Annotated in this window: 33 protein-coding genes and 1 pseudogene; 15 read left to right on the plus strand and 19 right to left on the minus strand. The window is 65.4% G+C overall.

What is annotated here, in order from left to right; genetic code table 11:
- A partial coding sequence (locus tag MLGJGCBP_RS02330) for an acyl-CoA dehydrogenase family protein (RefSeq protein ID WP_160093906.1) occupies window positions 1–99 on the plus strand: 99 nt, incomplete at its 5' end.
- Between the two features lie 102 nt (window positions 100–201).
- Here MLGJGCBP_RS02330 and MLGJGCBP_RS02335 read toward each other — a convergent pair.
- From MLGJGCBP_RS02335 to MLGJGCBP_RS02360, 5 genes are all read right to left on the minus strand, one after another.
- Window positions 202–531, minus strand: coding sequence for a VOC family protein (locus MLGJGCBP_RS02335; RefSeq protein ID WP_160093907.1), 330 nt, complete (start codon window positions 529–531; stop codon window positions 202–204).
- A gap of 117 nt (window positions 532–648) precedes the next feature.
- A complete protein-coding gene (locus MLGJGCBP_RS02340; protein ID WP_236580884.1) occupies window positions 649–1,428 on the minus strand; it encodes a thioesterase II family protein in 780 nt (259 codons plus the stop codon).
- Between the two features lie 58 nt (window positions 1,429–1,486).
- Window positions 1,487–1,867: a VOC family protein gene (locus MLGJGCBP_RS02345; RefSeq protein ID WP_160093908.1), complete on the minus strand. Its 381-nt coding sequence runs from the start codon at window positions 1,865–1,867 to the stop codon at window positions 1,487–1,489.
- 13 nt (window positions 1,868–1,880) lie between these two features.
- Window positions 1,881–2,639 (minus strand): arsenate reductase/protein-tyrosine-phosphatase family protein, encoded by a 759-nt coding sequence (locus tag MLGJGCBP_RS02350; RefSeq protein ID WP_160093909.1) that lies wholly within the window; start codon window positions 2,637–2,639, stop codon window positions 1,881–1,883.
- A gap of 418 nt (window positions 2,640–3,057) precedes the next feature.
- A complete protein-coding gene (locus tag MLGJGCBP_RS02360; protein WP_160093910.1) occupies window positions 3,058–3,894 on the minus strand; it encodes an LLM class flavin-dependent oxidoreductase in 837 nt (278 codons plus the stop codon).
- 144 nt (window positions 3,895–4,038) lie between these two features.
- Between MLGJGCBP_RS02360 and MLGJGCBP_RS02365 the strand changes: the two genes are divergently transcribed.
- On the plus strand, window positions 4,039–4,740 hold the full coding sequence (locus tag MLGJGCBP_RS02365; protein ID WP_160093911.1) for an MspA family porin: 702 nt from the start codon (window positions 4,039–4,041) through the stop codon (window positions 4,738–4,740).
- Window positions 4,741–4,988: 248 nt separating this feature from the next.
- On the opposite strand, the gene MLGJGCBP_RS53660 is transcribed toward MLGJGCBP_RS02365, so the two are convergent.
- The 3 genes from MLGJGCBP_RS53660 to MLGJGCBP_RS02380 form a co-directional block, all read right to left on the minus strand.
- Window positions 4,989–5,186, minus strand: coding sequence for a hypothetical protein (locus tag MLGJGCBP_RS53660; protein ID WP_328799382.1), 198 nt, complete (start codon window positions 5,184–5,186; stop codon window positions 4,989–4,991).
- A 268-nt stretch (window positions 5,187–5,454) separates the two neighbouring features.
- Window positions 5,455–5,892, minus strand: a complete 438-nt coding sequence (locus MLGJGCBP_RS02375; protein WP_087558989.1) for a carboxymuconolactone decarboxylase family protein — start codon at window positions 5,890–5,892, stop codon at window positions 5,455–5,457.
- A 32-nt stretch (window positions 5,893–5,924) separates the two neighbouring features.
- Window positions 5,925–6,563, minus strand: coding sequence for an HD domain-containing protein (locus MLGJGCBP_RS02380; RefSeq protein ID WP_160093912.1), 639 nt, complete (start codon window positions 6,561–6,563; stop codon window positions 5,925–5,927).
- Window positions 6,564–6,688: 125 nt separating this feature from the next.
- Here MLGJGCBP_RS02380 and MLGJGCBP_RS02385 point away from each other — a divergent pair, with 125 nt between their 5' ends.
- Window positions 6,689–7,675 carry a GlxA family transcriptional regulator gene (locus tag MLGJGCBP_RS02385; protein WP_160093929.1) on the plus strand — a complete coding sequence of 329 codons (987 nt, stop codon included), beginning with the start codon at window positions 6,689–6,691 and terminating at the stop codon, window positions 7,673–7,675.
- A gap of 27 nt (window positions 7,676–7,702) precedes the next feature.
- On the opposite strand, the gene MLGJGCBP_RS02390 is transcribed toward MLGJGCBP_RS02385, so the two are convergent.
- On the minus strand, window positions 7,703–8,347 hold the full coding sequence (locus tag MLGJGCBP_RS02390; protein ID WP_160093913.1) for a TetR/AcrR family transcriptional regulator: 645 nt from the start codon (window positions 8,345–8,347) through the stop codon (window positions 7,703–7,705).
- A 235-nt stretch (window positions 8,348–8,582) separates the two neighbouring features.
- On the opposite strand from MLGJGCBP_RS02390, the gene MLGJGCBP_RS02395 reads away from it, so the two are divergent.
- Both MLGJGCBP_RS02395 and MLGJGCBP_RS02400 read left to right on the plus strand, forming a co-directional pair.
- Window positions 8,583–9,095: a DUF4863 family protein gene (locus MLGJGCBP_RS02395; protein WP_087558828.1), complete on the plus strand. Its 513-nt coding sequence runs from the start codon at window positions 8,583–8,585 to the stop codon at window positions 9,093–9,095.
- A gap of 33 nt (window positions 9,096–9,128) precedes the next feature.
- Window positions 9,129–9,869 (plus strand): nitroreductase, encoded by a 741-nt coding sequence (locus MLGJGCBP_RS02400; RefSeq protein WP_236580886.1) that lies wholly within the window; start codon window positions 9,129–9,131, stop codon window positions 9,867–9,869.
- 49 nt (window positions 9,870–9,918) lie between these two features.
- Here the strand turns inward: MLGJGCBP_RS02400 and MLGJGCBP_RS02405 are convergent, their stop codons facing one another.
- Complete coding sequence (locus MLGJGCBP_RS02405; RefSeq protein ID WP_160093914.1) at window positions 9,919–10,428, minus strand: DoxX family protein; 510 nt, start codon at window positions 10,426–10,428, stop codon at window positions 9,919–9,921.
- A 296-nt stretch (window positions 10,429–10,724) separates the two neighbouring features.
- Here MLGJGCBP_RS02405 and MLGJGCBP_RS02410 point away from each other — a divergent pair, with 296 nt between their 5' ends.
- The 5 genes from MLGJGCBP_RS02410 (at window position 10,725) to MLGJGCBP_RS02430 (ending at window position 15,474) form a co-directional block, all read left to right on the plus strand.
- Entirely contained in the window at window positions 10,725–12,092 is a 1,368-nt protein-coding gene (locus MLGJGCBP_RS02410; RefSeq protein ID WP_160093915.1) for an MFS transporter, read from the plus strand.
- A 174-nt stretch (window positions 12,093–12,266) separates the two neighbouring features.
- Complete coding sequence (locus tag MLGJGCBP_RS51355; protein WP_236580887.1) at window positions 12,267–12,464, plus strand: hypothetical protein; 198 nt, start codon at window positions 12,267–12,269, stop codon at window positions 12,462–12,464.
- A gap of 18 nt (window positions 12,465–12,482) precedes the next feature.
- Complete coding sequence (locus tag MLGJGCBP_RS02420) at window positions 12,483–13,277, plus strand: methyltransferase (RefSeq protein WP_160093916.1); 795 nt, start codon at window positions 12,483–12,485, stop codon at window positions 13,275–13,277.
- Window positions 13,278–13,357: 80 nt separating this feature from the next.
- A complete protein-coding gene (locus MLGJGCBP_RS02425) occupies window positions 13,358–14,833 on the plus strand; it encodes an MFS transporter (protein ID WP_160093917.1) in 1,476 nt (491 codons plus the stop codon).
- Window positions 14,830–15,474, plus strand: a complete 645-nt coding sequence (locus MLGJGCBP_RS02430) for a TetR/AcrR family transcriptional regulator (protein WP_160093918.1) — start codon at window positions 14,830–14,832, stop codon at window positions 15,472–15,474. Before MLGJGCBP_RS02425 ends, MLGJGCBP_RS02430 begins: the two co-directional genes overlap by 4 nt.
- Before the next feature lie 22 nt (window positions 15,475–15,496).
- Here the strand turns inward: MLGJGCBP_RS02430 and MLGJGCBP_RS02435 are convergent, their stop codons facing one another.
- The 6 genes from MLGJGCBP_RS02435 to MLGJGCBP_RS51360 all read right to left on the minus strand — a co-directional run bounded on the left by MLGJGCBP_RS02435 (window position 15,497) and on the right by MLGJGCBP_RS51360 (window position 19,399).
- Window positions 15,497–16,705 (minus strand): alpha/beta hydrolase family protein, encoded by a 1,209-nt coding sequence (locus tag MLGJGCBP_RS02435; protein WP_236580888.1) that lies wholly within the window; start codon window positions 16,703–16,705, stop codon window positions 15,497–15,499.
- A 215-nt stretch (window positions 16,706–16,920) separates the two neighbouring features.
- Complete coding sequence (locus MLGJGCBP_RS02440) at window positions 16,921–17,406, minus strand: SRPBCC family protein (RefSeq protein WP_160093920.1); 486 nt, start codon at window positions 17,404–17,406, stop codon at window positions 16,921–16,923.
- A 3-nt stretch (window positions 17,407–17,409) separates the two neighbouring features.
- Window positions 17,410–17,751, minus strand: coding sequence for an ArsR/SmtB family transcription factor (locus tag MLGJGCBP_RS02445; RefSeq protein WP_160093921.1), 342 nt, complete (start codon window positions 17,749–17,751; stop codon window positions 17,410–17,412).
- Window positions 17,752–18,143: 392 nt separating this feature from the next.
- Window positions 18,144–18,422: a hypothetical protein gene (locus tag MLGJGCBP_RS02450; RefSeq protein ID WP_160093922.1), complete on the minus strand. Its 279-nt coding sequence runs from the start codon at window positions 18,420–18,422 to the stop codon at window positions 18,144–18,146.
- A 170-nt stretch (window positions 18,423–18,592) separates the two neighbouring features.
- Window positions 18,593–18,733: a hypothetical protein gene (locus tag MLGJGCBP_RS50300; protein ID WP_179220272.1), complete on the minus strand. Its 141-nt coding sequence runs from the start codon at window positions 18,731–18,733 to the stop codon at window positions 18,593–18,595.
- Between the two features lie 549 nt (window positions 18,734–19,282).
- Window positions 19,283–19,399, minus strand: coding sequence for a helix-turn-helix domain-containing protein (locus MLGJGCBP_RS51360; RefSeq protein ID WP_328799384.1), 117 nt, complete (start codon window positions 19,397–19,399; stop codon window positions 19,283–19,285).
- Here MLGJGCBP_RS51360 and MLGJGCBP_RS51365 point away from each other — a divergent pair.
- Window positions 19,364–19,762, plus strand: coding sequence for a hypothetical protein (locus tag MLGJGCBP_RS51365; protein ID WP_236580890.1), 399 nt, complete (start codon window positions 19,364–19,366; stop codon window positions 19,760–19,762). The two genes, MLGJGCBP_RS51360 and MLGJGCBP_RS51365, sit on opposite strands and share 36 nt — an antisense overlap.
- Before the next feature lie 43 nt (window positions 19,763–19,805).
- Here MLGJGCBP_RS51365 and MLGJGCBP_RS02460 read toward each other — a convergent pair whose 3' ends face one another.
- The gene (locus tag MLGJGCBP_RS02460; protein ID WP_160093924.1) at window positions 19,806–20,522 is read right to left on the minus strand and encodes an Lsr2 family DNA-binding protein; all 717 of its coding nucleotides are present in this window, start codon (window positions 20,520–20,522) and stop codon (window positions 19,806–19,808) included.
- A gap of 301 nt (window positions 20,523–20,823) precedes the next feature.
- Between MLGJGCBP_RS02460 and MLGJGCBP_RS02465 the strand changes: the two genes are divergently transcribed.
- A complete protein-coding gene (locus MLGJGCBP_RS02465; RefSeq protein ID WP_160093925.1) occupies window positions 20,824–21,390 on the plus strand; it encodes a Chromate resistance protein ChrB in 567 nt (188 codons plus the stop codon).
- Window positions 21,387–22,583 (plus strand): MFS transporter, encoded by a 1,197-nt coding sequence (locus MLGJGCBP_RS02470; protein ID WP_236580889.1) that lies wholly within the window; start codon window positions 21,387–21,389, stop codon window positions 22,581–22,583. The genes MLGJGCBP_RS02465 and MLGJGCBP_RS02470 overlap by 4 nt, the downstream gene beginning before the upstream one ends.
- Window positions 22,584–22,859: 276 nt before the next feature.
- Here MLGJGCBP_RS02470 and MLGJGCBP_RS02475 read toward each other — a convergent pair whose 3' ends face one another.
- Entirely contained in the window at window positions 22,860–23,126 is a 267-nt protein-coding gene (locus MLGJGCBP_RS02475) for a helix-turn-helix domain-containing protein (RefSeq protein WP_087562427.1), read from the minus strand.
- A gap of 99 nt (window positions 23,127–23,225) precedes the next feature.
- On the opposite strand from MLGJGCBP_RS02475, the gene map reads away from it, so the two are divergent.
- Complete coding sequence (gene map, locus MLGJGCBP_RS02480) at window positions 23,226–23,996, plus strand: type I methionyl aminopeptidase (RefSeq protein WP_160093926.1); 771 nt, start codon at window positions 23,226–23,228, stop codon at window positions 23,994–23,996.
- A gap of 19 nt (window positions 23,997–24,015) precedes the next feature.
- Here map and MLGJGCBP_RS02485 read toward each other — a convergent pair whose 3' ends face one another.
- Window positions 24,016–25,050, minus strand: a complete 1,035-nt coding sequence (locus MLGJGCBP_RS02485; protein WP_160093927.1) for a LacI family DNA-binding transcriptional regulator — start codon at window positions 25,048–25,050, stop codon at window positions 24,016–24,018.
- 281 nt (window positions 25,051–25,331) lie between these two features.
- On the opposite strand from MLGJGCBP_RS02485, the pseudogene MLGJGCBP_RS51370 reads away from it, so the two are divergent.
- Window positions 25,332–25,633, plus strand: a pseudogene (locus MLGJGCBP_RS51370) (alpha/beta hydrolase); the annotation flags it as partial.

Genomic DNA, 25,633 nt, shown 5'->3' on the forward strand with positions numbered 1-25,633 from the left:
CGGCACTGGCGGGATGCCCGGTTGACGAAGATCTTCGAGGGCACCAGCGAGATCCAGATGCGGATCATCTCCGACGAACTGCTCGGCGCCACAGGGTAATTGTCTGAATTCACTGCCCGCGTCGAAGCCGGTTCAACGTGATAGAAGCGGACAAGGGCCGGGACCCGCCGAACGTGGCGTAGGTCCCGGCCACGCCGACTGCTACTTGCCGCGCAGACCGATCGGGTTGCCGTCGGCGTCGGCGAGCACGCACACCCGCGCCTCCGGGGCGACCTGGCGCGGGGCGCTGCGCTCGGTCGCACCTGCCGCGAGCAGGGTCTCGCGGGCCGCATCGAGATCCTCGACGTCGGCGAAGGCCACCGGTCCCCCGCCCTCCTCACCCGGATTCAGGGCGACCTCGAAGCCGTCGACGTTGTATCCCACGTAGTAGGGCTGGGCGGTGTGCGGTTCGCCGAGCAGCGCGGTGTAGACGGCCTTCGCGGCGTCCAGGTCGGATACCGGAATCACCAGGCTGCGGATCGTGGCACTCATACTTGTCTCCTCAGGGTCCGGCGGCCGAGTCGGCGACCGCTCGATGTCCACGCTAAGGGCAGTCCTAGGACCGGCGCTTCTTTATTCCTGATCGGTCTGCTACCTGTTTCGTCCGGCTCAGTCGAATCGGGAGCCCACCAGAGAAGCGATCTCGTCCACGTGGTCATCGATATAGAAATGACTGCCCGAGAATTCGCGGGTGTCGAAGGACCCGGTCGTGAATTCGCTCCAGAGCCGGATGTCGGTCTCGGTCACCGACGGGTCGGCGTCGCCGCGAAGGGCGACAATCGGACATGACACGTCCGGCCCGGACTTGTACCTGTAGGTCTCCACGGCCTTGTAGTCGTTACGCACGCTCGGTAACACCATCTCCGCCAGGTCGGGGTTCTCGATCAGCATCTGCACCACATTCGAGTCCGCACCGCCGAGCCGGCGCATGTCGCCGAGCAAGGCCTGATCGCCGGCCAAGTGCAACATCGTCGGCTGGACGACACTCGGTGCCGTTCGACCAGAGACGAACAGTGCCACGAGCGCGTGACCTCGCTGCTCGAACCGTCGCGCCGCCTCGAACGCAACTGTGGCACCCATACTGTGACCGAACACTGCAAGACGCCTACCCGCAGGCGGAGTCGACTCGCGCACAACCTGCTCCGCGATAGCGCCGATGTCGGACATCATCTCGTCGCCGAGGCGATCCTGCCGACCCGGATACTGCACCGCGAGCAACTCGATTCGCGGGAAAAGTGCCTGGGCCAGTTTTCGATAGGCACCTGCTGTCCCACCACCATGTGGAAAGCACAACAAAACCCCGGATGCGTTCGGGGAGGCCTGTAAACACCTGATCCACATTTTCACTGACCACTCCCCGCTGTCGAAATGACGGTGGACGGTGTTCACGGTAGCGCGTCTCGTGTCGATCACCCGGACGAGCCGGCCAGCCGATCCCACCGGCTCCTCAGGTGGCGGGCTGGAACAGTTCGATCAGATTGCCGGCAGGGTCGGCGATCAGGATCTGACGCCCGCCCGGACCGGCGACCACATCGCTGTGGAATGCGACGCCGGCATCGCGCAGGCGGGTGACTTCGGCGTCGAGGTCGCCGACGATGAGGTGAATGCGGTTTCTGCCCGCACCGGCATTGTCGGCCGGGGTTGCGCGAGCACCCGAACTGGCCGGGCCCGACAGCAGGAGCCTCAGCGACCCGCGGATCACGTCGGCGAAGGCGGGGGCCGGATTGGAGTGCAGGGTGAAACCGAGGTGGCTGGTGTAGAAGTCGATGGCTGCGGCCACATCATCGACAAGGTAGCGAACACTGGCGTATTCGTCGGGTGAGGTCATCGCAAACTCCTTTTCACGTTTCGGCGGTGAGGATTGGTAACAGGTACCGGATGCGGGTGTCGATCTCGGCGGCGGTCGCCTGGAATGCCGGGTATGTGTCCGCGTCGGTGCCGCCGGGAGCCGACGGGTCCGGGATGCTCCAGTGGATCCAGCGCGCGTCGTCGCCGAAGTCCGGACAGACTTCACGGGCCTTGTCGCACAGGGTGACTACCGTGTCGAACCGGTGGTCAGCGAGGGTATCGAGGTGGCGGGGATCCTGGCCGGAGATGTCGATCCCGAACTCTTCTCGCAGCACCCGCACCACATTCGGGTGCATTACTGATTTGGGACGGGTACCGGCACTGTGCGCTTCGACCCCGCCGTTCGTGCGCTGCCGCAGCAGTGCCTCCGCCATCACGGAACGCGCACTGTTGCCGGTGCACACGAACAGCACCGACGCGGGTGCCTGCGAATCGAACCGCGAGGATGCGGGATTCAGCCCGAGCGCCGGGTGCAGCGCGGCGGCGGCGCCGGTCAGCATCTCGGCGCAGCAGTCCAGATCCAGGTGGTAGTAGCTGTCACGGCCGTCGAAGCTGCTGCGGGTAGCCCGCACCAGCCCGCCGTCGCGCAACAGGCGCAGGTGGTAGGAGATGAGGTTCTGCGGTTGACCCACCAGAGTCACCATCTCCCGGACCCGGTAGTCGCCGCCGGACAGCGCCGCCAACAGCTGCCACCGCAACGGATGAGCAGCCAACTGCACGAACGACGGGACGGGCTGATGCACCAACACCACAACACCAGGTTACCACCAAATACATCAAATGAGTTTGATGTAAATGCCCGGACGGGTGCGTGAGGACGGCTATCCCGCCAGGTATTCGTCGTCGGTGACGTGGTCGAGCCAGGTCGTGGTGGTGGCCGGGTCGTCAGCGTTGTCGAGCATGGCCAGGTGTTCCATGAACGAGTCGGAGCTGGCTCCGTGCCAGTGTTCTTCGTTCGGTGGGCAGTAGAGGGTTTGGCCTGCACCTTCTGGCCGCCGCGAGACTGCACCCAGGCGGTTCCCTGGATGATGTGCAGGGTCTGACCGTGGGCGTGCGAGTGCCAAGGAAGAAGTCGACACCGAACACGACTCTCCCCACAGTCCGCGGTGATCTCAAAGCACACGGGTGACCGTCGCCGACATCAGGACACGAGCATGCGTCGCAGACCCCCTACGGTCTCTGCCGATCCGGGACGCGAGGTGGTCCGGCCCGCAGGCGGTCCCGCATCTGCCCGGCGCGCCCACCGAACGGGTACAGACTCTCCAGCCACCATGTCGCACCGGCCCCGACCCACTCCGACACCGCGGCAACATCATCGGGCCCAGACGTCGAGCCGCTCGCCACGTACGCGAAATCGTCCTCCCGCCCGACCGCGATCCGGATCGCACGGAGGTCATCGGTGGTGATCATCCCCGTTTCGTCGTCGGCCTTGCGGGGAACCACGCCTTCGAAGCGAACCGCCCGCTCGAACGGCGCCCGGTTCGGCCAGTGACCGCCGACCCAGATCGGGATCGTGCCGTTCACCGGCGTCGGCAGCATCGGTGGGCAATGCACGTGGTGGTATCGGCCGTCGAAGTCGACCGGACCACCGGCGAACATCGCCGCCAGAACGGCCAACGATTCGTCGAGGACCTCACCGCGAGCCGTCAACGGCTCCCCGAAGACCTCGAAGTCGTAGTCGGCGCCCAAGCCCACGCCCAGGAGCGCGCGTCCACCCGAGAGATGGTCGACGGTCAGGACCTGACGTGCCAAAATCTGCGGCCGCCGACGCGCCAGCGGCGTCACCAGCGTCCCCAGCAGCACGTGAGAAGTTGCCGTCGCCGCGGCAGCCAGACACGTCCACGCGTCAGCGATGGGCGGCGTGCCACCCCACGCAGGGTTCCACGTCACGTGATCCCACAGGAAGAAGCCATCCCAGCCCGCCGCATCCGCCTCGGCTGCCATCTCGACAACCGTCAACGGGTCGGACCACTCCACGAACGGTGGCAGCGTGACGCCATAACGCATGAGGCCAACCTACCGAGACGACGCCCCTCGGACGCAGGAAGTTCGTCGTGAACTTCTGATCAATACCGAGATTCTGTGCGGCCCCGTGGTTACGCTTCGCATATTTCTTCATCTCTGTTTTGAAGCACTCTGAATGGGGTCGGCATGACGGACATCAGCACATCTCGCTTTGGGTACAAGAGATTGACTCGGGCTGTCGCTGTCGCGGGCATCGCAGCGCTCGCCATGGTCATGGGCAATGGCACGGCGTCGGCCGGCGTGGACAATTCCAGCTCGGTCGTCGACGCCGCCGGTAACCGGATCGAAGTCCTGCAGGGCGACACCTCGTACCAGGTTGTACCGCCGCTCGACGGCGTACCCACCAGCGTGGAGTTCTTCCACAACGGCTATGCCGGGGTCAACATCACTGGGCCGAATGCGGCGGAATTCAAGGGCACACAGCTCACCGTCGGCTACCAGATCGGTTACCCGATTGCGTTGGCAGGCGCAACGATCGTCCTGAACACACCCGGTCTCGGGTTTGTGATCGGCTCGAGCAACGGCATCGACCTCGGGCTCGTCCCGGACCTCACTCTGGGACTGAACGCGGGCACCAGCGCCACACTCGCGGGCGACATCATTCCGTCGCAGGAACTCGACATCGACCTGGAGCCGGGCGGAATCACCACCGTCCCGATCCTGGAGGGCCAGGAGTTCGACGGACCGGCGGCCTCGGTGAGGATGCAGGGCGTCCACGGTTCCATTTCCGGCGCTCTCGGTGCGGTCACGATCCGTCCGTACGCCATGGCAGTCACCGCGGACGGTGACACGGTCATGACTTACGGTGTGCCGCAGAAGCTCAACTAGTTCACACCGGCACGAACGACGATGCGCAGGCCGACGCGACACAGTCGCGTCGGCCTGTCGTTGCCCACGGTCCGCACAGTACATTACCGAGACTTGTTCGGAAAGAACAGAATTCGTCGCTGTTCGGTCGATTTGTACGAGTAGCATTCAGTATGTGCTGCAAGTTCGATGCAACCGATCCAGCGGCATGTCGGCCCCCGCTCACTGCCCTCGAAAGCAGTGGCGGGGGCGCGTCGCGCGTACGTCGGTTAACCGTATCGGTAGTGCATCATGCCGTGACGGCCACCGCCATGAGTGATGACCACGACGGCGACCAGGATGTAGAGGATCACGAACAGGAGCAGCAGACCCCCGAAGATCCACAACGAGAGTTGCCCGAGTCGGCGCACTCGGTCCGACGCGTCCTGTGCGCCGTCGACGTCGCCGCTCGCCCATAGCGGATACACGTTGAATGCATGCGTGAAGGCGGAAAAGGCCAGCGGCCAGAAGACAACACGGAGGCCACGGCCCAACCGGCATTGGCCGCCGGCCGTGGCTGCGGCCTGAGCGACTCACCCGCAGTGCGGGCGGCAGTACTGGGCGGGGTCGGGTCCGAAGGAATCGGATCGGTGGCGGAGGACGACATGGCAGCGCTCCTGAGGATCAATGGGTTCTCTGCTCACGGTAGGAGCCGAAGCTGAGCAGCGCCTGAGATCCCGCTGGCAATGTTGCACTCTACGGGGCAACCGGATAGTGGCTGGTGACCGCGACCCGGTTCCAGGCGTTCATCACAGTCGCGAGCCAACTGATCGCGGACACCTGCTCGTCGGTGAGCGAGCCGTCGTCCCAGGTGCGCCGTTCCGGAACGGCAAGAGCGGTGACCTGTTCGGCGAGAGCGAGCGCAGCGCGCTCCTGATCGCTGAAGTACTGCGCCTCCCACCACGCCGCGACAACAGCGAGCCGATCGGTCGTCTCCCCCTTCGCGACGGCGTCGCGGGTGTGCATGCGAAGGCAGAAGGCACAGCCGTTGAGTTGCGAGACGCGAATCTTCACCAACTCCACCAGGAGCGGATCCACTCCCGCCGTTTCCAGGGCAGCCTTCACGTCCGCGTCCAGCTTCATCAAACTCTTGTACACGGACGGGTGCTGCTTACTGAGATTCACGCCGGTCATGATGTTCCCTTCGAGTAGGCGGTGCGTGCCGGTCACGCAGACCAGGCCGATTCCATGATCCGCTCCACCATGCTCACGCGGCGGAAACCCGGAACGAAATGTTCGAGCACGTCGGCATTGACGGTGCCGTACGTCGTGTCCGGCCGGTAGCCGAGCCCGTCGACGAATGCCTGCAGAAACTCGTTCTTGAAATCGCCTCGCGGATGAACGGCGAGGATCTCCTCCACCTGCCCCGGATCCAGCCCGTCCAAACCCAACCCCACCACATCGGTGAGGACACCGAAGTTGGTCGCAGCGACCTCGTCCCCCATCCGGCCCGGAATCCCCGGCGTGGTGTGCAACGCGATCGCCGTCCAGACCACCTCGGCAGCGGTACCGGAGAAACCCCGATCGAGCAGGAATTGGCGAGCGTGGTCGGCGCCATCGAGCTCGAACCGCTGCTCGACCTCCGAGAACGGGCGGAGCAGGCCCGCGTCATGGAACAGGGCAGACAGGTACAGCAGCTCGGGGTCCGGCCGCAGGCCGAGCTCCCGGCCCCTGAGCGTGCTGAAGAGGAACACCCGCCGAGAGTGGTGGAAGATCAGCGGGTTCGTCGTCTCTCGAATCAGGCGCGTCGCCTCCTCCGCCGCCGGTGTCTCGGGAATTTCCACTCCTGCGATGATTTCGGACATGGGCCCTGCCCTTCCAGATGTCGATGTTGTAGAACGGACGGTGTGCCCGTCCCCCTTACGATGCCGAGCATCCCGGCCCAGCGCCGCCCCCTTTTGGCCATGAAGCACCCGAATCAGGACAGGCGATAAGAGTGGACAGCAGCCCCCATCCGCATCGGGTCGCGATCCTCGTCTACGACGGCGTGAAACTGCTCGACGTCGCCGGTCCTGCAGAGGTGTTCGCAGAAGCCAATCGCTGCGGCGCCGACTACCGGATCGCGCTGCTCTCCCCCACCGGCGCCGACGTGGCCTCGTCGATCGGCATCCACCTCTCAGTCGACGGCAACGCCGAATCGGAGCCCGCCCCCGACACCTTCCTTGTCGCCGGCGGCGACATCTACCCCCGAACCGCCGTCGCCCGCGACCTCGTCGACGCCACGAACACTCTCGCCGCGCGCGCGACCCGGGTCGGGTCGATCTGCACCGGGGCGTTCATCCTCGCCGCGGCCGGACTCCTGGATGGCAAACGCGCCACTACACACTGGAAAGTCGCACACCAACTCGCCGCCCGGCACCCCACGACCCACGTCGAACCCGATTCGATCTACGTCTGCGACGGCGCCACCTACACCTCCGCCGGTGTCAGCGCGGGCATCGACCTGGCACTGGCACTCGTCGAGGAAGACCACGGCCCCGACCTGACCCGCGACGTCGCCCGGCACCTGGTGGTCTACCTGCAGCGCGCCGGCGGACAATCACAATTCTCTGCCCCACTCCAGGGCCCACCACCACGAACACCCGCCCTGCGACGCATCGTGGACCTGGTGACAGCGGACCCCGCCGGGAACCACTCCCTCACCGAACTCGCCACACACCTCAACGTCAGCGCCCGACACCTCACACGCCTGTTCCGAACCGAACTGTCCACCACCCCGGCCCGCTACGTCGAACTGATCCGCTTCGACATGGCAAAGGCCCTCCTCGACCAGGGACACAACGCAACACAGGCAGCATCACTCGCCGGATTCCCCAGCTACGAAAGTCTCCGACGCGTCTTCGTCCGAGAGCTGTCGATGTCACCGACCGCCTTCCAACGCCGCTTCGGCACTGCCCAGCGCACCGACGCCGAGTAACTGGGCGCGGGACTGTCGTGGCTACGGTTACACGGCCGCGATTCCCGGCCACAGCGTCGCCGCGACCTTCTCGGCCAGATCCTCGCGATCGCTGTCGCCGCGGAGAAAGGCGGCGTAATAGCTGCCGAAGCAGATGGTGGCCAGGGTGTGGGTGTCGATGTCCTCGCGCACTTCGCCGCGACTTCGGAGATCATTGAGCACGCGCTCGACCAGATCGACGCGTGGTTCCACTGCGTGTTCACGCACGATCTCGAGTAGTTCGGGTGTTCGGAAGGCCTCGCCCATGAAGTTGCCCATGAGAATCATCGCGTCCGGATTGAAGTAGCACGGGTCGACGCGCCTGATGGCCTCGGTGAAGGCCTCGAACGGTCGCAATTTCGCGAGTTCCAGATTCGGGTAGGTCGCACGTTGCGCGCGGAAGCCGAAGTCGAGGGCGTCGACGACGAGTTCGAATTTTCCCGGCCACCGCCGGTAGAGCGTGGGACGGGTGACACCTGCATCGGATGCGATGTCGCCCAATGTCATTCGCGAGTAACCGTCGACCACCAATCGTCGGCGCGTCGCCTGGATGATGGCGTCGTCGAGGGATGGATCACGAGGCCGGCCCCCTCGGGGGGCGGCCTCTGCGTCGGCACCCTCCTGCGAACCCGTGCCGACCGCCTTCTCCGCCATGACCCACCCTTCGCTCGTTCCGTTACGGTCGACAATCGTAACCGAGCCAGCTCCCGCTTCGGGGACCGAGGCTGGAACCTCCGATTGCGTGCCGGCGGCGCTGCGAGGCTGTCGAGTTGCCGAATCGGACGCGTCACAGTCCACCAGTTTCGTTACACATATTGACTGTAACGTAACCGAGTCATAGTCTGGCTGTAGCCACAGACGTGGCAGAAGTCTCATCCAGGAGCGCGTCATGAATCCCAGCCAGGCCCTGATCGATCGCAGTATCCCGTTTCTCGACGAGGTCAAGAACCGGACCGCCGGCGGCGAGTTGGAGGGGTGGCTCAACACCAACTACGGCCCCGGGACCGAGTTGTACGACGACCTGGCTCGAATGATTACCGAAGGCGTCAACGACGGGTGGGCCGCGAATGTGGAACTCGACGGACCGAAATATCGCCGCAGCCGAATCGCCTCGCCGACTGAGGAACTCCACTACTTCAGTGTCACCGCGGTCTACATGAACAGCATTTCCCGGTACCGCGGCCAGTATCACCAGCATCCGTACGGTGAACTCAACTTGGTAGTACCCCTCGACCCCGGCGCCGAGTTGGCCGGTCCGCGCGGATGGTGCGGCGCAGGCTGGACCGCACCCGGACCGGGAAGCCACCATTACCCGGAGGTGCGAGGCGGCGCCCTGATCGCTCTGTTCTATCTGCCCGCTGGACGGATCTCCTACGACATCACACCCGCCGCCACCGTCTGATCAAGGAAAGGGGGTGCATACACTGTGAATGACGTGACCACCACCGCCCCGCCGGCGTCCCGCGCCGTACGCCGTGCGAATGACGACATGACCGTCGAGCAGGCGTTACTGAGCAGGCGAAGTGTTCGGGCCTTCCTGCCGACACCGGTCCCCCGCGACGATGTCGAACACCTACTCGAGTTGGCCGCACGGTCGGCCAGCAATTCGAACTGCCAGCCGTGGCAGGTCCATGTCGTAACCGGCTCAGCGAAGACGCGCCTGACATCAGCACTTCTCGCTGCCCACGAATGCGAGGAGCATGTCAGTACGCGGGAGTACAACTACCAGCCCAAACCGGACGAATGGGCGGAGCCGTTTCGTACGCGTCGGCGCCAATTCGGTGAGGGCCTGTACGGCAACACCTTGGGCATCGCGGCAACCGACTCAGCGGCCAGGCTGGCCCACCATCGCCGCAACTACGACTTCTTCGGCGCTCCCGTCGGCATCATTCTGTCGGTCAGTCGGCACCCGCTCGACGGTGCGCTCGTGGACGCGGGCCTCTTCCTGCAGGCATTGATGCTCGCCGCGCGTGGCGCTGGACTCGCCACATGCCCCCAGGCATCGTTCATCGACTTCTACCCGGTTCTGCGCAGGCACCTCGACATCCCCGACGATCAGGTGATCGTCTGCGGACTTGCGCTGGGATATGCGGACCCTGAGCACCGGCTCAGCCGGCACCGAACTCCCCGAGAACCCGTCGCCTCATTCGCCACCTTCCACGGCGACTCCCCATAGGCCGGTGGCCCCCACACGAGGTGTGGGGGCCACCGCCGTTTTCGGATTCCTACGCGCCCACCGCGACCTTCGAGGGCCGATAGAACAGCACCAGTTGTCCTACTCCGCCGAGAATTCCCACCCCGGCAGCAATGACGAGGCCAGCCCACCCGGCGACCGGATTGCCGCCGAACACCAACTGCTCGATACTGAGCCGCCCCGCACCGAGCACCGCAACGCACACCGCGGATACCGCGATGACCAGTGTGTACTCCCAACCCGAGGTCATCACGTAGAAGCCCTTGGTGCGGTGCACGGTCCACGCTGCAACAAGCATCAGCGCCACAAACACTGCCGCGGCGACGGTTGTGAAGAGTCCGGCCGCGAGACCGATTCCGGCGACGATCTCCGTCCCGGCCGCCACCCGAGCATGCAGGAAGCCCGGACGCATGCCCAAGCTTTCGAACCACTTGGCGTTACCTGAAATTTGGCCACCGAGAAAGATCTTGTGGTAGCCGTGAGCAGCCATCGTCACGCCGAGCGTGACGCGCAGCAGCATGGCGAGATCGAATGAGTTCATCGTTGGTTTTTCCTTCGGGATGATGGGTAGATCGGCCCCGGCGGCATCGAGTGCCCCACAATGGTTTCGCACCGACCTCCGGCGGTCGAAGCCTAGATTGACCTTTCGTTACAGTCAATATTCGTAATGTAATACGGCTCGTTTAGTTACAGCTATTGACTGTAACGGAACACGATTCTATGGTTTCAGCACCGGCCCCGATCCACCGTCCGCTCCCAGAAGGGCTCGCGGCACGTGACGAAAGTCGCAGAACCACCATTCAACTCACCTCACACCTGAGCGAAAGCGAAGTCTCAATGGCCTCTGAACTCTCCAGTTCGCACGCATCCGTCACCGACATACGCGTCGGTGAACTCATCGACCGGCAGCCCGTGAGCCGCTTCCACTACCTTCTCATCGCTCTCGCCGGCGCGGTCATGTTTCTCGATGGCTTCGACACTCAGGCAATCAGTTTCGCGGCCCCGTCCATCGCCCGCGAGTGGGGACTACCCGTTGCCTCCCTCGGTCCGATCTTCTCCGCTGCCATCGTCGGCCTGCTGGTCGGCTACCTGTGTCTTGCCCCGCTCGCTCATCGATCCGGACAGCGACGCGCAGTTGTCTTCTGCACCGCGATGTTCGGCATCTTGACCCTGCTGTGTGCATTCGCAGAATCGCCGCTGCAATTGATCGCACTGCGATTCCTCACGGGGGCTGGGCTCGGCGCCGCCATTCCCAGTCTCGTCGGAATTGTCAGTGAGTTCGCACCGGCACGTCGACGCTCGTCCTTCGTGATGTTCATCTACTGCTGGTACGCCTTCGGATTCGTTGCGGCCGGGGTCGTCTCCGGATTCCTCATTCCGCTGTGGGGTTGGCGCGCGATGTTCATCGTCGGAGGCACCGTACCTTTGGTGCTGTTGATGTTCTTGCTGCGTTACCTTCCGGAATCCCCCCGATACCTGCTCCTACGCGGCGCCGGCGATCGCGCAAATGCCACTCTTCGCCGCCTCGATCCCGCCCTGCCCTGCAACGCCATCGTCCGGACGGACGCATCAGAAGACAGCCACCCCGCGGAAAAGGGGAAAACCTCAGCGGTTCTCGACCTCGTACGGGGTCGGTGGTTGCTGAGCACCCTTCTACTCTGGCTTGCCTTCGGTGCGAACCTGGCGGCGTTCTATGCCATCCAGAGCTGGCTTCCGACAATCGTCGGCTCCCTGGGTGAATCGTCACGCGTCGTCATCGCTTGCACTGTTCTCACCACTGTGGGTGGCATCGCCGCGGCCATGTTCATCGGCCCTGCCATGGACCGCACCAACCCATTTCGCACACTCGGAACGGTCTATCTCGTCGGTGCCGGTTTCGTGGCCCTACTTGGATGGGTGCTCGGCGGCGGCAGCACCGTGGTCCTTCTGGTCGCGGCGTTCCTCACGGGGACATGCGTCACCGGCGGTCAGATGAGCGTGATCGCCTTGGCGACAGTCCTCTATCCGACCGACATGCGCGCGACCGGAGTGGGGTGGGCACTCGGAATCGGCCGACTCGGTGGAATCGCCGCCCCACTGATCGTCGGTGCCGCGCTGAGCGCCGGCGTTGCGCCCCGCGAGGTCTTCTCCGCGATGGCGATGATCCTCGTCGTCGCGGGCTTCAGTGTGCTCACACTCGAACGGCGTGTGCGGGCCGCTCTGTAGCCGTATCCCCCGGACCGCCGTCGCAGCCGCCGCAGGCGTCGCCGTAGGACTGGGGGTGTTGAGGCGCAGGGTGCCACCGCTGGTGCCTCACCCGCCGACGGGGCCGCTCCACACGCAGTGTCCCCGTACACCGTCCAGGTACGAGACCGCATCGGATGTGCCGACGCCTGGCCCATGGTCTCCTGCGACGCCCCGGACGAGGACCGGCCCCCGCAGGTCACCCTCGTCGAACCCGGCACCTCGCTGACCCAGCCCGGCGGCACCGACCTCTTCGGATTCTCGAGCGCCCAGTTCCACCCGGCGAACTACCCCCTCGAGCCCGACGACGGCGTGATCTCCCACCCGCTCGATCCCGACATGCCCTGGATCTGAACCCAATATCGTGGAGTGGTGGGCGACGACAGCTGGGAAAGTTTGGCCGACCATTTTGCCGACGAGGCCTACGCCTCGGTGAAGGGGCTCGTGCGCACCACTGTGTTGCACCAGCAACTGCGCGAGCATCTCCCGGCGCCGCCGGCGGCGGTGCTCGACGTCGGAGGCGGCGCCGGCCATCAATCGTTTCCGCTCGCCCGAGCCGGCTACGACGTGACCCTGCTCGACCCGTCCGCGGCGATGCTGGACAAAGCCCGGAAGCGACTCCGGCAATTGCCCGATGACTCCCGGCGCCGGGTGACGGTACTACAGGCCGACGGCGAGAACGCCGACGAGGCGGTCCACGGCCGACGCTTCGCCGCTGTGCTGTGTCATGGTGTTCTCGGATACCTCGACGACCCGGAACCGTTGATCGACCAACTGTGCCGGTGCGCCGATGACGGCGGAGTCGTCTCGATCATGGCGGGCAACGCCCGCGCGATGGCGGTGCGCCCGGCTCTGGAACGACGGTGGGACGACGCCCTGGCCTCGTTCGACGCCCGCAGCGAGATCGGGGTGCTCGGAGTTCCGACCCACGCCCACACCGTCGAGGAACTCAGCGACCTCATACGAGACCGAGGGATCGAGCCGGTGCGCTGGTACGGGGTCTGGCTGTTCGTGGACTGGCTCGACCTCAGCGGCGCCCGGCTGGATCCGGGCGATTCCGAGCAGGTCGCCGCGGCCACCGCCGTCGAACTCGAAGCCGGCCGACGGGACCCCTACCGCCAACTCAGCCGCATCTTCCACCTCGTCGGACGCAAGGGCCCGAACTGACCGGGATCACGCACCCGCACCGCGTCGAATGATAGATTCCCACTATGCGGAGTGAACGCTCCGCTTCGTAGGGAGTATTCATGAAAACCGCTTCGCCGCGGACGCACTATCAATTGACATTTTCCGTTCTCACTATCGGTGTCGGCGCCTTCGCCCTTCTGCAGTCGCTGGTGATGCCGGTGCTGCCGACCCTCGAGTCGGCACTGGGCACGAATCAGGCCGACGTCACGTGGGTGTTGACCGCCTACCTGCTGTCGGCATCGATCTTCACCCCGGTCATGGGACGCCTCGGCGACATGCACGGGAAAAAGCGCGTGTTCGTCATTGCACTCACCGCGCTGGCGGTGGGGTCCCTGCTCGCCGCCCTCGCCACGTCGCTGCCGGTGATGATCGCGGCTCGGGTGATCCAGGGCATCGGTGGCGGTGTGCTGCCCTTGGCGTTCGGCATCATCCGCGACGAGTTCCCCGAGGAGAAGGTGGCGGGAGCAGTCGGCACCATCGCCGCACTCACCGCTGTCGGCGCAGGTCTCGGCATCGTCCTCGCCGGTCCCATCGTGACCGTGCTGAATTACCACTGGCTGTTCTGGATTCCGCTGATCATGGTCGTCCTCGCGGGGGTGGCCGCGCACATCCTGATCCCCGATTCCCCCGTGCACACCGCCGGCAAGATCAACTGGCTCACCGCACTGCTGCTCTCCGGGTGGCTGGTCACGCTACTGCTCGGCGTGAGTCAGGCGCCCACATGGGGTTGGGGCTCACCGATCGTCATCGGGCTGCTGGTGGCTGCCGCGGTCCTCGTCGTGACGTGGGTGGTCGCCGAAGCGCGATCTGCCAACCCGCTGATCGACATGCGGATGATGCGGGTCCGCAGCGTCTGGGCGGCCAACCTGCTCGCGCTGCTGATGGGCGTCGGCATGTATGCCGCATTCGGCTTCCTGCCGCAGTTCCTGCAGACACCCACGTCCGCCGGATACGGCTTCGGAGCTTCGGTCACCGAGTCGGGCCTGATGCTGCTGCCCCTGAGCGTGGGAATGTTCGTACTCGGACTCGCCTCCGGTCGCCTGGCCGCTCGACTGGGTTCGAAATTCCTGCTCATCGCAGGGTCGATCGTGGGTGCGATCGGTTACTTCGTGGTGGCGTTCGCGCATGACACCGAGATCGACATCTACCTCGCCACGTCATTGATCGGGATCGGTTTCGGGCTGGCCTTCTCGGCGATGTCGAATGTCGTCGTCGCGGCGGTGCCGCCCGAACAGACCGGTGTCGCCAGCGGGATGAACGCGAACATCCGCACGATCGGCGGCTCTGTGGGCGCTGCACTCATGGCCAGCATCGTCACCGCGGGGGCGTCCTCCGCGGGAGTTCCGCCGGAATCCGGTTACACCCATGGATTCGTCATGCTGGGCGCGGCAGTGGGTCTCGGCGCAGTTGCGGCCATGTTCATCCCGGCGATGAAGCGGGACGAGACCACGCGTCTCGAGGAGCCGGCCGCACTGCGGCACCCTGAACTCGCGATGGTCGCCGGAGGCACTCTGGTGGGCGACGAATCCGAATGAAGTCCGACGTGAGGGTTCGGGGAAGCGAAAGGGCGCTGCGCCGCGACGCCGCGGAGAATCGGCAGCGGCTACTCGACGCGGCAGCGACCGTGTTCAGCGAGCGCGGCCTGGATGTGGGGGTCGACGAGATCGCCCGGGTCGCCGGCGTCGGGATCGGCACCCTCTACCGCCGGTTCCCCACGAAGGATGCATTGGTCAGTGAACTCGTCAGACAGGTATACGACGACTTCCTGGCCGTGGCCGACGAAGCCCTGTCCGCGCCGGAGGGTGAAGGCCTCGAGCAGGTTCTGTACGGCACCGGTGCCATCCTGGCGTCCAACCGCGGATGTTTGTCTCGTATGTGGAACGACGACGAGACCAGGATCCTGCGGGACGAGTACCGGCGGATCCTGTTCGAACTCCTGGCGCGGGCCAAGCAGCACGGCCGCATCCGCGAGGACGCCGTCGACGCCGACCTGGACCTCATCTTCTGGTCCGTGCGTGGCGTCGTCGCGACAACCCGCGGCGTCACCGACACCGGGTGGCGGCGGACCATGGCGATCATGATCGCGGGACTGCGGCCCGGCGCGGACACACTCGACGCGAGCCCGATGAGCGCCCAGCACGTTGCACAGATCATCGACAACATGTCGGCCCGATAGGGCACAGCGGATCCCTGCTGCTTCAGGCACGGCGCAGGTGGCCGGCCGTCCAGTCGGCCACCTGCGACAGCACCTCCGGATCCACGGCGTCGCGCACGAGTCGCCGATAGGCGCCCAGCGACGGCGGATCCGCATCGCGCCGGATCAGATGCGTCAGGTCCGGCACCCGTACGGTGTCGACCTCGCCGGGCACGAGTTCTGCGATCACCGCGAGGTCGTCGGGATCCACCTGCACGTCCTTGGCTCCCGTGATCGCGAGAACCGGCGCGGTGTTCTCCCGCAACAGCGGTGCCGGGTCGAAGTCGAGAAACTCGCGGAACCATCGCGCATTCACCCTGCGACCACCCATCCGCGCAGTATCCGTGGTGGTCCGGGACAGCTTCTCGAGCGCCGCGCGTTGCCGTTCCTTCACGTCGATGCGCAGTGCCCGCAGGACCGCGCGCACCGGAGTGGGCAGGCCGGCGATGGCCTTATCCGACTGCCAATGCAGCACCTGCCGTCCCGTCACCGCCGGACACGCGAGTAGCACCAGTGCGGCCGGGTCGACCCCTCGATCTGCTCCCAGCGCCACTGCCAGGCAGGCGCCCTCGCTGTGTCCGATGACCGCGATCGCATCTCGTCCGAATCCCCCGGTCGTGCGTAACCAGTCGACGGCGGCAGCGGCGTCGGCGATGTTGTCCGACAGGCCCGCCGACAGGTAATCGCCGCCCGAGCGCGCGACCCCGCGTTTGTCGTATCGCAGCGACGCGACACCGGCCTGGGCCAACGCCTCCGCGAGGGCACGGCTCACGCCGATCGGGAGCTTTGCGTGGTCGCCGTCGCGATCGAGCCGGCCGGACCCGGTCAGAATCACCGCCGCCGGACCGCTCTCAGCACCCGCCGGAACCGTCACAGTGCCGGTCAGTACGGTGCCGTCGCCGGACCGGAACCTCACGTCGCGTTCGGATACTCCCACTGGTTCGAATTCGAGCACGTCGCGGATCCGCGCCGTGACGTCAACGGCATCGGGCACGGTCACGATCAGTTCGTCGAACTCCGCTCCCGAGCCCCGTCCGAGGGTGCGCACGCGAACCGCCGGGACACCCGCCCGGGCCACGACGAACGTGCGCACCCCCCTGCCGCGCCAGGTCCCGATGCACCGACGCCGCGGAATCCCCAGACCCGGTGCCCGCACACCCCGGATGTTCGCGAACGGGTCGGCGATCACCTCGGCGCCCCGAATCAGTGGCATGGGGACGGCGACGTCCCCATGCAGTCCCGCGAATTCTTCGAACCTGGACAAAGCCAGACGTACCTCGCTCGCGCTCACACCGATCTCGACCATCGGACGCCCTCCCGTCGGTGCTGTCCCATGTCGATCTCATCACTGTGTGACCGCTTCGCGCACTGAATTGGAGTCGCCGCCTCGCACCGGGACGGCGAGGCGGCGATGGTGAACCGGCACGCTCAACCCTTGATCAGGTCGTCGATCTGGCCGATCGCCTGCGAGGATCCCTCGACCACGCCCATGTCGAGCACCTGCTGGAGACCTTCGGCGGTCGCGTAGGTACTGACGTAGGTGGCGACGGTGCTGCCGTCCTTGTCCTCGAAGGAGAACTCGTTGGTGGATACCGGCATCGATTCCACCGGGGTGAAGTCCGCATCGGCAAATCCGTCGGTGAAGGTGAAGCCGGTCGGCTCGTCGACGGAGATGATGTTCCAGTAGCCCGCGTGCTTGTCGCCCTCGGGGCCGGTCATGTAGTAGGTGACCCGGCCCCCGGGGGCGAACTCGTGGTCGACGACCGTCGCCGGGTACGTCGGCGGGCCCCAGACCTTCTCGAGCTGGCGGGGATCGGCGTAGATCTGCCAGATCCGCGCTCGGGGTGCGGCGAACTCGGCAGTGATGGTCAGGGTCAACGCGTCGGTGTCCTGGCCGACATTGGTGACAGGCATCGTTCATTCCTTCCGTTGCGGTTCCGTTGCGATCAGTTCGTCGATGCGGGCGATACGGCCACGCCAGACCTGTTCCAACTCGGCGAGCATGGACGACACCGCGCGCACTGCTTCCACATCGCCCGTGGCGAGTTGTTCACGGCCGCTGCGTCGCTTGACGAGTAAGCCGGACTGCTGGAGGACGGCGACGTGCTTCTGGACGGCAGCGAAACTCATGTCGTACTTCGCTGCCAGTGCCGAGACGGAATGTTCTCCGGCCAGCACGCGACGCATGATGTCGCGCCGCGTTCGGTCGGAAAGCGCGTGGAACAGGGCGTCGGCCCGGTCCTCATCTGTCTCTGACACACCCAAAACATACAACCAATTGGTTGTATGTGCAAGGTCTCGAGTCCTGGCCCTTCCGGGCGCGACCATCGAACGGCCAGGAAATACATGTGTGGTATAGATCACATGTCCGCGATGCGGCCGGCCGGTGGATCTACCATTTCCTCGCGACGGTACACACCCAGTGCACCTTCCCGATGCACTCTTCGCCAGCCAAATCCTCACCGGCCGACGGCGATTGGCGCCATGTGTTGCGCCGAGATCCACCGACCGGACGAGTGCGGCGGGGACCGAAGCGGTGTCCTGCAATACGTCACGGCGAGGCCCGGTCAGAGCGGAAATCCACTCCGACCGGGCCGCTTCGATTCATCCGGAGGATGACCGCATCGACGGACGGACCGATGCTCGCGATCTCATCCGACGCAGATCAGCACACCGACGATCGCTACCGCAACCAGCGAGGCGCCGCCGCAGATCAGCCACGCCTGGGTTGCAAGTTGTCGCCACCGATCGCACCGACCGGTCATTTCGGCGACGGCGACCGATCGCCCCTCGTTCACATCGGACGCAGGTGACTCCGAAAGACGGCGGGCCTTCGCGTCCGCGCGTGCCGCCACACCGAACGATACGGGGACAACCAGCAGCGCAACCACCAGCAGGCCCACCATCGCACCCAAACCCGTCCCGAACATTCCCAATTCCTTCCACACCGGACGACGCCCGTCACAGGTGCCGCGCGTCTGTCACCGCCCACCCGCACCCACGGGCACAATCAATCCCCCGTCAGCTATATCGCCAGACGGCGGCCTGGTGTTGCACCCCCGACCGCGGGCACTCGCGAAGGACAAGATTCATAGCCGGACTACACGCCCGGTACCGGGAAGTTCCACATCGCCACGACAATCACACCCATGACCAGTCCCGCGCACACGACGGTGCCAATGACGCTGACACGTAACGCATCCAATAGATCGGCCCCCGATTTCTTGCTGATCCATGCCATGACAACTCTTTCTTTTACGTGCAGGGGTTCCTGACTGCCACGTCGATGACGCTGCACCACATACACTCGCCCGACTTCGCCACCGGCACAACGGCCGATATACGTACACCCATACCTCCATCGGGCTTCGAGCGGGGTAGCGAATCACAACTCACACCTGAGCGCCGACCTTCTCCGCAGAATTACGTGTGTTTCATGTCACATGTTTGGGTTTCGGCTTGGTCGAAGCGCCATGGACTTCGAAATCACACCTACCGGTCGGTAATTCAGGTCGCCGGAAAATTATGCAATGGCATAGGTCACACTCTATGGACTTCCGCGCTGCGCCTCACGAAAATCGTTGATACGCCGCTCATTACTACGGGCGGGCTGTCCGTGTAGCGCCCCTGCCAGCTGATATCCATCGTTGGCGGGGGCTGCGCTTGGTTTGCGCCGCAAGATCGTATACGAAACCCCGGCAACCCGACCTCAGAGCCGAACGTACGGCCTTGTATTGCGGCGCAATTCGCCGGGGCATCATGAGATGTCGACAGACTTTTGATCCGTGCATCAATGATTTATCGCACGAAACCTTGTGTCAGAAGGGGTTTCGCCGTAACGCCGCCGGTACGCTGCCGCGAAGCGGGAGAGGTGAACGAATCCCCACCGGTAGGCGATGTCGGTCACCGACTCCGCGTCCCGACTGCTCGGTGCGAGAAGATCCTCTCGGACCCGGGCGATATCGAGTTCGCACTGCGTGACGCGTCCCCGAAGCAGGTGTACGAGTGGCGCGGGTGCGACGGCGAATTGTTGCTGGAGGTGGACTGGTCCGGGCAGTCCAGCGGATTCGACGCCCATTATTCGATGTACCAGCCGGACATCGAGTCGGCGATCGATCAGCGTATCCGGTCGTACCCGAATGCGGAGGTCAACTGGGGAGTCTGTGTGGTCGCCGTCGAGCAGGAGGCCTGCCAGGTGGGGCTCGTGGTGCGGCCGTGGAAGCGGGACGGGGACGAGCAAATTCTGACGTTGAGCGTAACTTCAACTTAGAGTTTGCAGGTCACCTGCGAAGGCTGCGTAAGCCCCACCGAACTCAGCGCTCGGGGTGGGCGGCGGTATAGGCCCCCCACACCTCGTCGCGCAGTCGTCCGCGGTCGGAGACGGGAAAGTCGTGTTCGCGAGCCCACGCCCGGACCTCGGCGGTGGACGGCGCAGGTGCGTCAGTGCTGCCGTCATCTGCAGTGGGAGCATCGTCGGCCGGTGCTTCGTCGGCCGGTGCTTCGTCGCCGGCGTCCTCGTCGTCCTCGTCATCAGCGTCGGCGGACGGGTCTGCGGCCTGCGATTTCCTACTCTTCGCAAACCTCCGGCGCTTCAGCTTCCCCCCGGCGCCGAGCAGTTCCTTCCCCACATCGGCAGCGGTCTCGGCGCCGTCGATGATGTGTTCGACGGTGTCGTCGGCGGGGACATCGTCGACCATGTCCGCGGTGCCCTCGACCAAGTCTTCGGCGGCCCGGAGTGGCTCGTCAGTGCCGCCGGGGAGCAGGCGATCGATGTCGACGTCAACGTCACTCCGAGCAGTGCCGGCGGTCACGGCCGCCCCCCTCACAGCATCGAGGAGTTGACCGCGCACCGATTCGTCGAGGGCCGCGAACTCGGGCGATGCCTCCAGCAGCTTCGCAGCGTGGTCGACCATCTCCTGCGGGCTGCCTGCAAGGCGTCCGGCACCCGCCGCGGCAAGCGTCGTGTGGCGGGCCCGGCCCAGCCAATATCCCACGATCACCGCGATCGCGACCTGCAGTCTGGACATCATCGTCGACTCCCACGGATGGATTTGACCGTGCGGCCTACCGAGCCGACTACCCTGAACCGTCCGCGCTCAATCGCCCGTGAACGGTGGTGAAGGTATCGCGGGCGACGACCCCCTCGCCACCCTGTGCACGACCGTGACCAACCTGACCGGCTGAACCATCTTCATCCACAGCGGACACGACCGAACAGCAACACTCTCGCCGGCTGACTTCGTCGCGGGATCGCCCTCCGCTGCACGATCGACGACCGAGAGAAGTAGCGCGTAGAACGTCGACAGGTGTAGCGGCTGTTACATTCGCCTGGTGACGGACAAGGGAACCGAAGCACGCTGGCTGATCGCACTGGTAACCCTGCCCGCCGGACCGTCCCGACATCGAGTCGCGGTCTGGCGGGAACTGCGGAAGGTCGGAGCGCTGTCGCTGGGGCAGGGCACGTGGGCCGTGCCGCGCGCTCCCGCCTTTACGACGGGCCTCGATCGCACCACCGAGCTGGTCCAACGCGCCGCGGGCGAGATCATCTTCCTGCACGCCACCGGTGCCAGCGACGGCGACAGCGCACGATTCGAGGCAATGTTCACCGCCGCCCGCGAAGAGGACTGGACCGAATTCCTCGCCGACTGCGGAAAGTACGAGGCCGAACTGGACAAGGAGATACGAATCCGCAAGTTCACCCTCGCCGAGCTGGAGGAGGAAGAACAGAGCCTCGAAAGACTGCGTCGCTGGCACCGCGACCTGAAGGCACGAGATGTATTCGGCGCCTGCAATTCCGACGAAGCGACTGCGAGATTGCAGCACTGCACGCAGCTGTTCGAGGACTACGCCGAACGCGTCATCGCCTCGCTGCACGCCACCGACAGCGAACACCCATGACCGGAGCCGCGTCACCAGCCGTGCGGTGGCGGATGTGGCCGCTGTACGCAGCCGGTTTCACCACCGCCTTCGGGGCGCATGCCGTGGCGGCGAACCTCGCATTCGACCTCGAGGACCCCGGTGGTTCCCTGCTGTATCTCGGTCTGCTGCTGGCGCTGTACGACGGCGCAGAGGTAGTGCTCAAACCCGTGTTCGGGACACTCGCCGACCGGATCGGTGCCCGACCGGTCCTTCTCGGTGGACTCATCGGATTCGCCGCAGCCTCCGCCCTGTTCGTCGTAGTCGGCGACTCGAACTGGCTGTGGATGGCCCGGCTCGGGCAAGGCGCTGCCGCGTCCGCGTTCTCCCCGGCAGCGAGCGCACTGGTCGCACGGATAACCCCGAAAGCCGGTCACGGCACCGCGTTCGGAACATACGGTTTCTACAAGAGCCTCGGCTACACGCTCGGTCCGCTGCTGGGCGGCGTGCTGGTGTGGCTCGGCGGCCTCACGCTGCTGTTCACGGTGATGGCCGTCCTCGCGGTCACCATCGCGGCATGGGCGGCGCGTGTGGTGCCCGTCCTGCCTCCCCTGCCGCGCAACCGGCAGACCGTCCTGGACCTGGCGCGCCGGCTGACGGATCGGACGTTTCTCCGGCCCACCCTCGCACTCGCGTTCGCAACCTCGGCGCTGTCCGTGGGCGTGGGATTCCTGCCGGTCACCGGTGCCGCCGCCGGACTCGGCTCGGTGGCGACCGGTGCCGCGGTCTCCGTCCTCGCGGCCTGCGCCGCCCTCGTGCAACCACGTGCCGGACGGGCACTGGACGCAGGTCGAATCTCGGCCGACCCCGGAACCGCGCTGGGTCTACTTCTCACCGCCACCGGACTCGGGTGCGCGATGCTCCCCGGCCTGCCCGGAGTACTGCTCGCGGCAGTGGCGATCGGCTCCGGGACGGGACTGCTCACGCCGTTGGCGTTTGCGTCACTGGCTGGTTCGACTCCCGCCGAAAGGATGGGACAGACCATGGGCGCCGCCGAACTCGGACGCGAACTCGGTGACGCAGGGGGACCTCTCCTCGTCGGAGGCGTCGCCGCGGTCGCCACACTCACCGCCGGATTCGGCGCGATCGCAGCAATCACCATCCTCGGCGGCGCCGTGACCGCAGCCGCACCACTGCGCCGCCATCTCGGTTTCGTCTCGCCGAAGGACGAGTGACGGCAACGTCCGATCGTGTTTGCCTGCTCGGTTCCACCTCGGTTGGAGCGATTACCCAGATCGGTTGAGACAACGGGAGATCGGCAGTCTGGGTTCGAGTTCAACCTGTGCCATGCACTGATCCACAAGGCTTTTACGCATCTCTGGTTCGAGGCTGCGATGGCGGCCGGGTCGGAGAATCGCGAGGATTCGACGGCAGAGGCCGCCGATCCGATGGCCGACCTGCGGAGGAAGTAATCTTCGCCGCCGCCGAAGTGGCCGGCGGCGTCTCGCTTGCTACCCGGTCTCCTGAAGGTTCAGGTCGGGAAGGCAGATCTGGGCGAGATCCTCCAGCGGGACCGCCAGCACAGCCGCGAGTGCGGCGACCGTCGTGAAGGCCGGAGTTGCCAGGCGTCCCGTCTCGATCTTGCGCAGGGTCTCGGGTGAGATCGACGCGGCATGTGCCACTTCGGCGGGCTTGCGGTCACCTCGCGCCTGCCGGAGGTAAGCGCCGAGTCGCTTGCCGGCGGCACGCTGCTGCGGAGTCAAAGGGGATCGCACCATTCGACAAGGATACACCACACTCGGTATGAAAATACCGAACATTCGACTAGCCTGGTATTTCTATACCGGATTGTTGGCGAAAATGTGGAGGGTGAGCGCGTGTTGGAACTGAAGACGTCACGGGAGATCGAGGCGATGCGCACCACCGGCGCGTTCATCGCGGAACTGCTCGACGACCTGCAACAGCGTGCTCTGGTGGGAGTGAATCTGCTCGACCTCGAACGCCGCGCCCGGCTCTTGATCGAGGAGCGTGGGGCGGTGTCCTGCTACTGGGATTATGCGCCGTCGTTCGGCCGCGGCCCGTTTCGCAACGTCATCTGCCTGTCCGTCAACGATGCGGTGCTCCACGGCCTGCCGCACAATTACGACCTGCGCGACGGAGACCTTCTAAGCATGGACATCGCGGTCTCGGTCGACGGGTGGGTGGCCGATTCGGCGCGCAGCCTGATCGTCGGCACACCCCGAGCGGAAGACCAGCGGCTGATCGAGGCGACTGAACGCGCCCTCGTCGCCGGTATCGACGCCGCACGTCCCGGCGGGCGCCTCGGCGACATTTCCGCAGCGATCGGCGCGGTCGCCGCCGACTACGGCTACCCGGTCAACACCGAATTCGGCGGACACGGACTCGGTCGAACGATGCACGAGGACCCGCACGTGTCCAACCAGGGGCGGGCCGGCCGGGGCCTGGTGCTGCGCCCCGGCCTGACGCTCGCACTCGAGCCCTGGTTCGCCCGCGGCACCGACAAGATCGTCTACGACCCCGACGGGTGGACCATCCGATCGGCCGACGGCTCGCGGACCGCCCACAGCGAACACACGATCGCGATCACCGACGGTGATCCGCTCGTCCTGACACGCCGCGCAGCCTGAGTCCGGTCGGCGACCACGGTCAGGGCATGTTGTAGGGGGTGGTGATCCGAATCGGTGACTTCACCGTGGTAACGCCCGACATACCGCCACGTCCCTGAATCAGCATGCGGCAGGCCAGGTTCGCGTCCGACCGCAGGTCGTGATCGAGGACGGCCGAGATCTTCTTGTCGCGCAGCAACTGCTTGTTGTCCCGATCGAGGTCGTGGGCGATGAAAACGCGGTAGCGGCGGCCGAGTTTCTCGAAGGCGCGCACGGTTGCCATGTTGCCGCCACCGATCGAATAGACCGCCTCGATGTCCGGGTTGCGTTCGAGTGCGTCGAGGACGAGACGCTCAACCGTCGTGTCGAGACCCTCGCTCTCAGAGATGTCGATCAGTGTGCGCTGAGAGCCGCTCCCCCCGACACCGCCCGAGCGGCGCAAGGCACCGCGAAATCCCATCTCGCGCTCCTCTTCGCCGCGAAACGCGTTGCTACTCAACGTGACGAGAACACTGGACGCACTGTCGGACAGCCATTGTTCGAGCAGATAGGCTGCGGTCTCCCCTGCCGCCCGGTTCTCGATGCCGACGTAGCCGACCCGACTGCTGTTCGGGACGTCGGTGGCGTAGGTGACGACGGGGATCCCCGCCTCGGTGAGCCGGTCGATGGCGTCGGAGACCTCGGTGGTGTCGGGCGCCTTGACAATGACACCTTGCGAGGGGCGTTTGACGAGCTTGTCCAGTGTCTCGACCATGGCAGGCACCGAGCCGGTCTCCCGGAAGTGGAACCGGGTCCGGACCACGGCAGGGGCGAGGGACGGCAGTTCTGCCTCCACCGCATCGCGGAACGCTTCAGAAAATCGCGGCGGCGCCTGCATGACGACGTCGAAGAGATACTTTGCCCCGGCCAACCGCAGCTGGGAACGCTGTTTGTCCAGGTCGGCGATCGCTTGCGCGACTTCTGCGCGGGTTCCCTCACGCACCCCCGGGCGGTTGTGAAGCACGCGGTCGACCGTCGCCTCGCTGAGGCCCGCCTGCTGGGCAATCTCCCGAACCTTGTAACGACCGTGCGCCACAACTTCTCCCTCGAGGCGAATATGATGGATGATGCCAATCAGTTGAGGCACGTATCACAGCAAGATTAGCAGGAATGCACGAAAGATGCTTTCGATGAACAACTCCCGCACATCCCACCCGAGGAGTCGCCGCTCGCGGAAGCGTGGTCCATACCGGATCAGCGACCCCGCGCATCCGGTCCGACGGCCTCCACGTAAACCTGTTGGCGGAACCCGGTGACCACAGGTCGTCCGGGAGCGCCGATCACGAGCACTCCCGAAAGGCACACCATGCACTTCAGCACTTCACTCCCGAACAGCGCCTCGACGACGACGTCCTCGAACGCGAATTCACCCTCGGTGAGATCCCCGGCATCCTGTGGACGCCCCGATCCGCATCCGGATCCGCACCGGCACCACTGATCCTGGCCGGCCACCCCGGTGGACTGAACATGATGTATCCCCGACTGGCGGCCCGAGCCCGGCACGCCGCAGCGGAGGGCTTCGCCGCAGCCACCATCGAGCTCCCCGGAATGGCGAGCCACCCTGGACGCCCTGCTTTCGCTGCCCGAAATCGGCGGTCCGGTCGGGTACTCGGGAGGGG

This window comes from Rhodococcus sp. T7 (assembly GCF_009872365.1).
Classification (GTDB): domain Bacteria; phylum Actinomycetota; class Actinomycetes; order Mycobacteriales; family Mycobacteriaceae; genus Rhodococcus_F.

Coding starts and splice junctions, on each gene's coding strand:
- MLGJGCBP_RS02460 (WP_160093924.1), bottom strand. CDS start 20,522: ATGATGTCCAGACTGCAGGTCGCGATCGCGGTGATCGTGGGATATTGG.
- MLGJGCBP_RS02380 (WP_160093912.1), bottom strand. CDS start 6,563: ATGTCCGAAATCATCGCAGGAGTGGAAATTCCCGAGACACCGGCGGCG.
- MLGJGCBP_RS02375 (WP_087558989.1), bottom strand. CDS start 5,892: ATGACCGGCGTGAATCTCAGTAAGCAGCACCCGTCCGTGTACAAGAGT.
- MLGJGCBP_RS02360 (WP_160093910.1), bottom strand. CDS start 3,894: ATGCGTTATGGCGTCACGCTGCCACCGTTCGTGGAGTGGTCCGACCCG.
- MLGJGCBP_RS02470 (WP_236580889.1), top strand. CDS start 21,387: ATGACCGGAGCCGCGTCACCAGCCGTGCGGTGGCGGATGTGGCCGCTG.
- MLGJGCBP_RS02365 (WP_160093911.1), top strand. CDS start 4,039: ATGACGGACATCAGCACATCTCGCTTTGGGTACAAGAGATTGACTCGG.
- MLGJGCBP_RS02425 (WP_160093917.1), top strand. CDS start 13,358: ATGAAAACCGCTTCGCCGCGGACGCACTATCAATTGACATTTTCCGTT.
- MLGJGCBP_RS02440 (WP_160093920.1), bottom strand. CDS start 17,406: ATGCCTGTCACCAATGTCGGCCAGGACACCGACGCGTTGACCCTGACC.
- MLGJGCBP_RS02335 (WP_160093907.1), bottom strand. CDS start 531: ATGAGTGCCACGATCCGCAGCCTGGTGATTCCGGTATCCGACCTGGAC.
- MLGJGCBP_RS02405 (WP_160093914.1), bottom strand. CDS start 10,428: ATGAACTCATTCGATCTCGCCATGCTGCTGCGCGTCACGCTCGGCGTG.
- MLGJGCBP_RS02395 (WP_087558828.1), top strand. CDS start 8,583: ATGAATCCCAGCCAGGCCCTGATCGATCGCAGTATCCCGTTTCTCGAC.
- MLGJGCBP_RS02435 (WP_236580888.1), bottom strand. CDS start 16,705: ATGCCACTGATTCGGGGCGCCGAGGTGATCGCCGACCCGTTCGCGAAC.
- MLGJGCBP_RS02390 (WP_160093913.1), bottom strand. CDS start 8,347: ATGGCGGAGAAGGCGGTCGGCACGGGTTCGCAGGAGGGTGCCGACGCA.
- MLGJGCBP_RS02450 (WP_160093922.1), bottom strand. CDS start 18,422: ATGTTCGGGACGGGTTTGGGTGCGATGGTGGGCCTGCTGGTGGTTGCG.
- MLGJGCBP_RS02345 (WP_160093908.1), bottom strand. CDS start 1,867: ATGACCTCACCCGACGAATACGCCAGTGTTCGCTACCTTGTCGATGAT.
- MLGJGCBP_RS02410 (WP_160093915.1), top strand. CDS start 10,725: ATGGCCTCTGAACTCTCCAGTTCGCACGCATCCGTCACCGACATACGC.
- MLGJGCBP_RS50300 (WP_179220272.1), bottom strand. CDS start 18,733: ATGGCATGGATCAGCAAGAAATCGGGGGCCGATCTATTGGATGCGTTA.
- MLGJGCBP_RS51355 (WP_236580887.1), top strand. CDS start 12,267: ATGGTCTCCTGCGACGCCCCGGACGAGGACCGGCCCCCGCAGGTCACC.
- MLGJGCBP_RS02430 (WP_160093918.1), top strand. CDS start 14,830: ATGAAGTCCGACGTGAGGGTTCGGGGAAGCGAAAGGGCGCTGCGCCGC.
- MLGJGCBP_RS02475 (WP_087562427.1), bottom strand. CDS start 23,126: ATGGTGCGATCCCCTTTGACTCCGCAGCAGCGTGCCGCCGGCAAGCGA.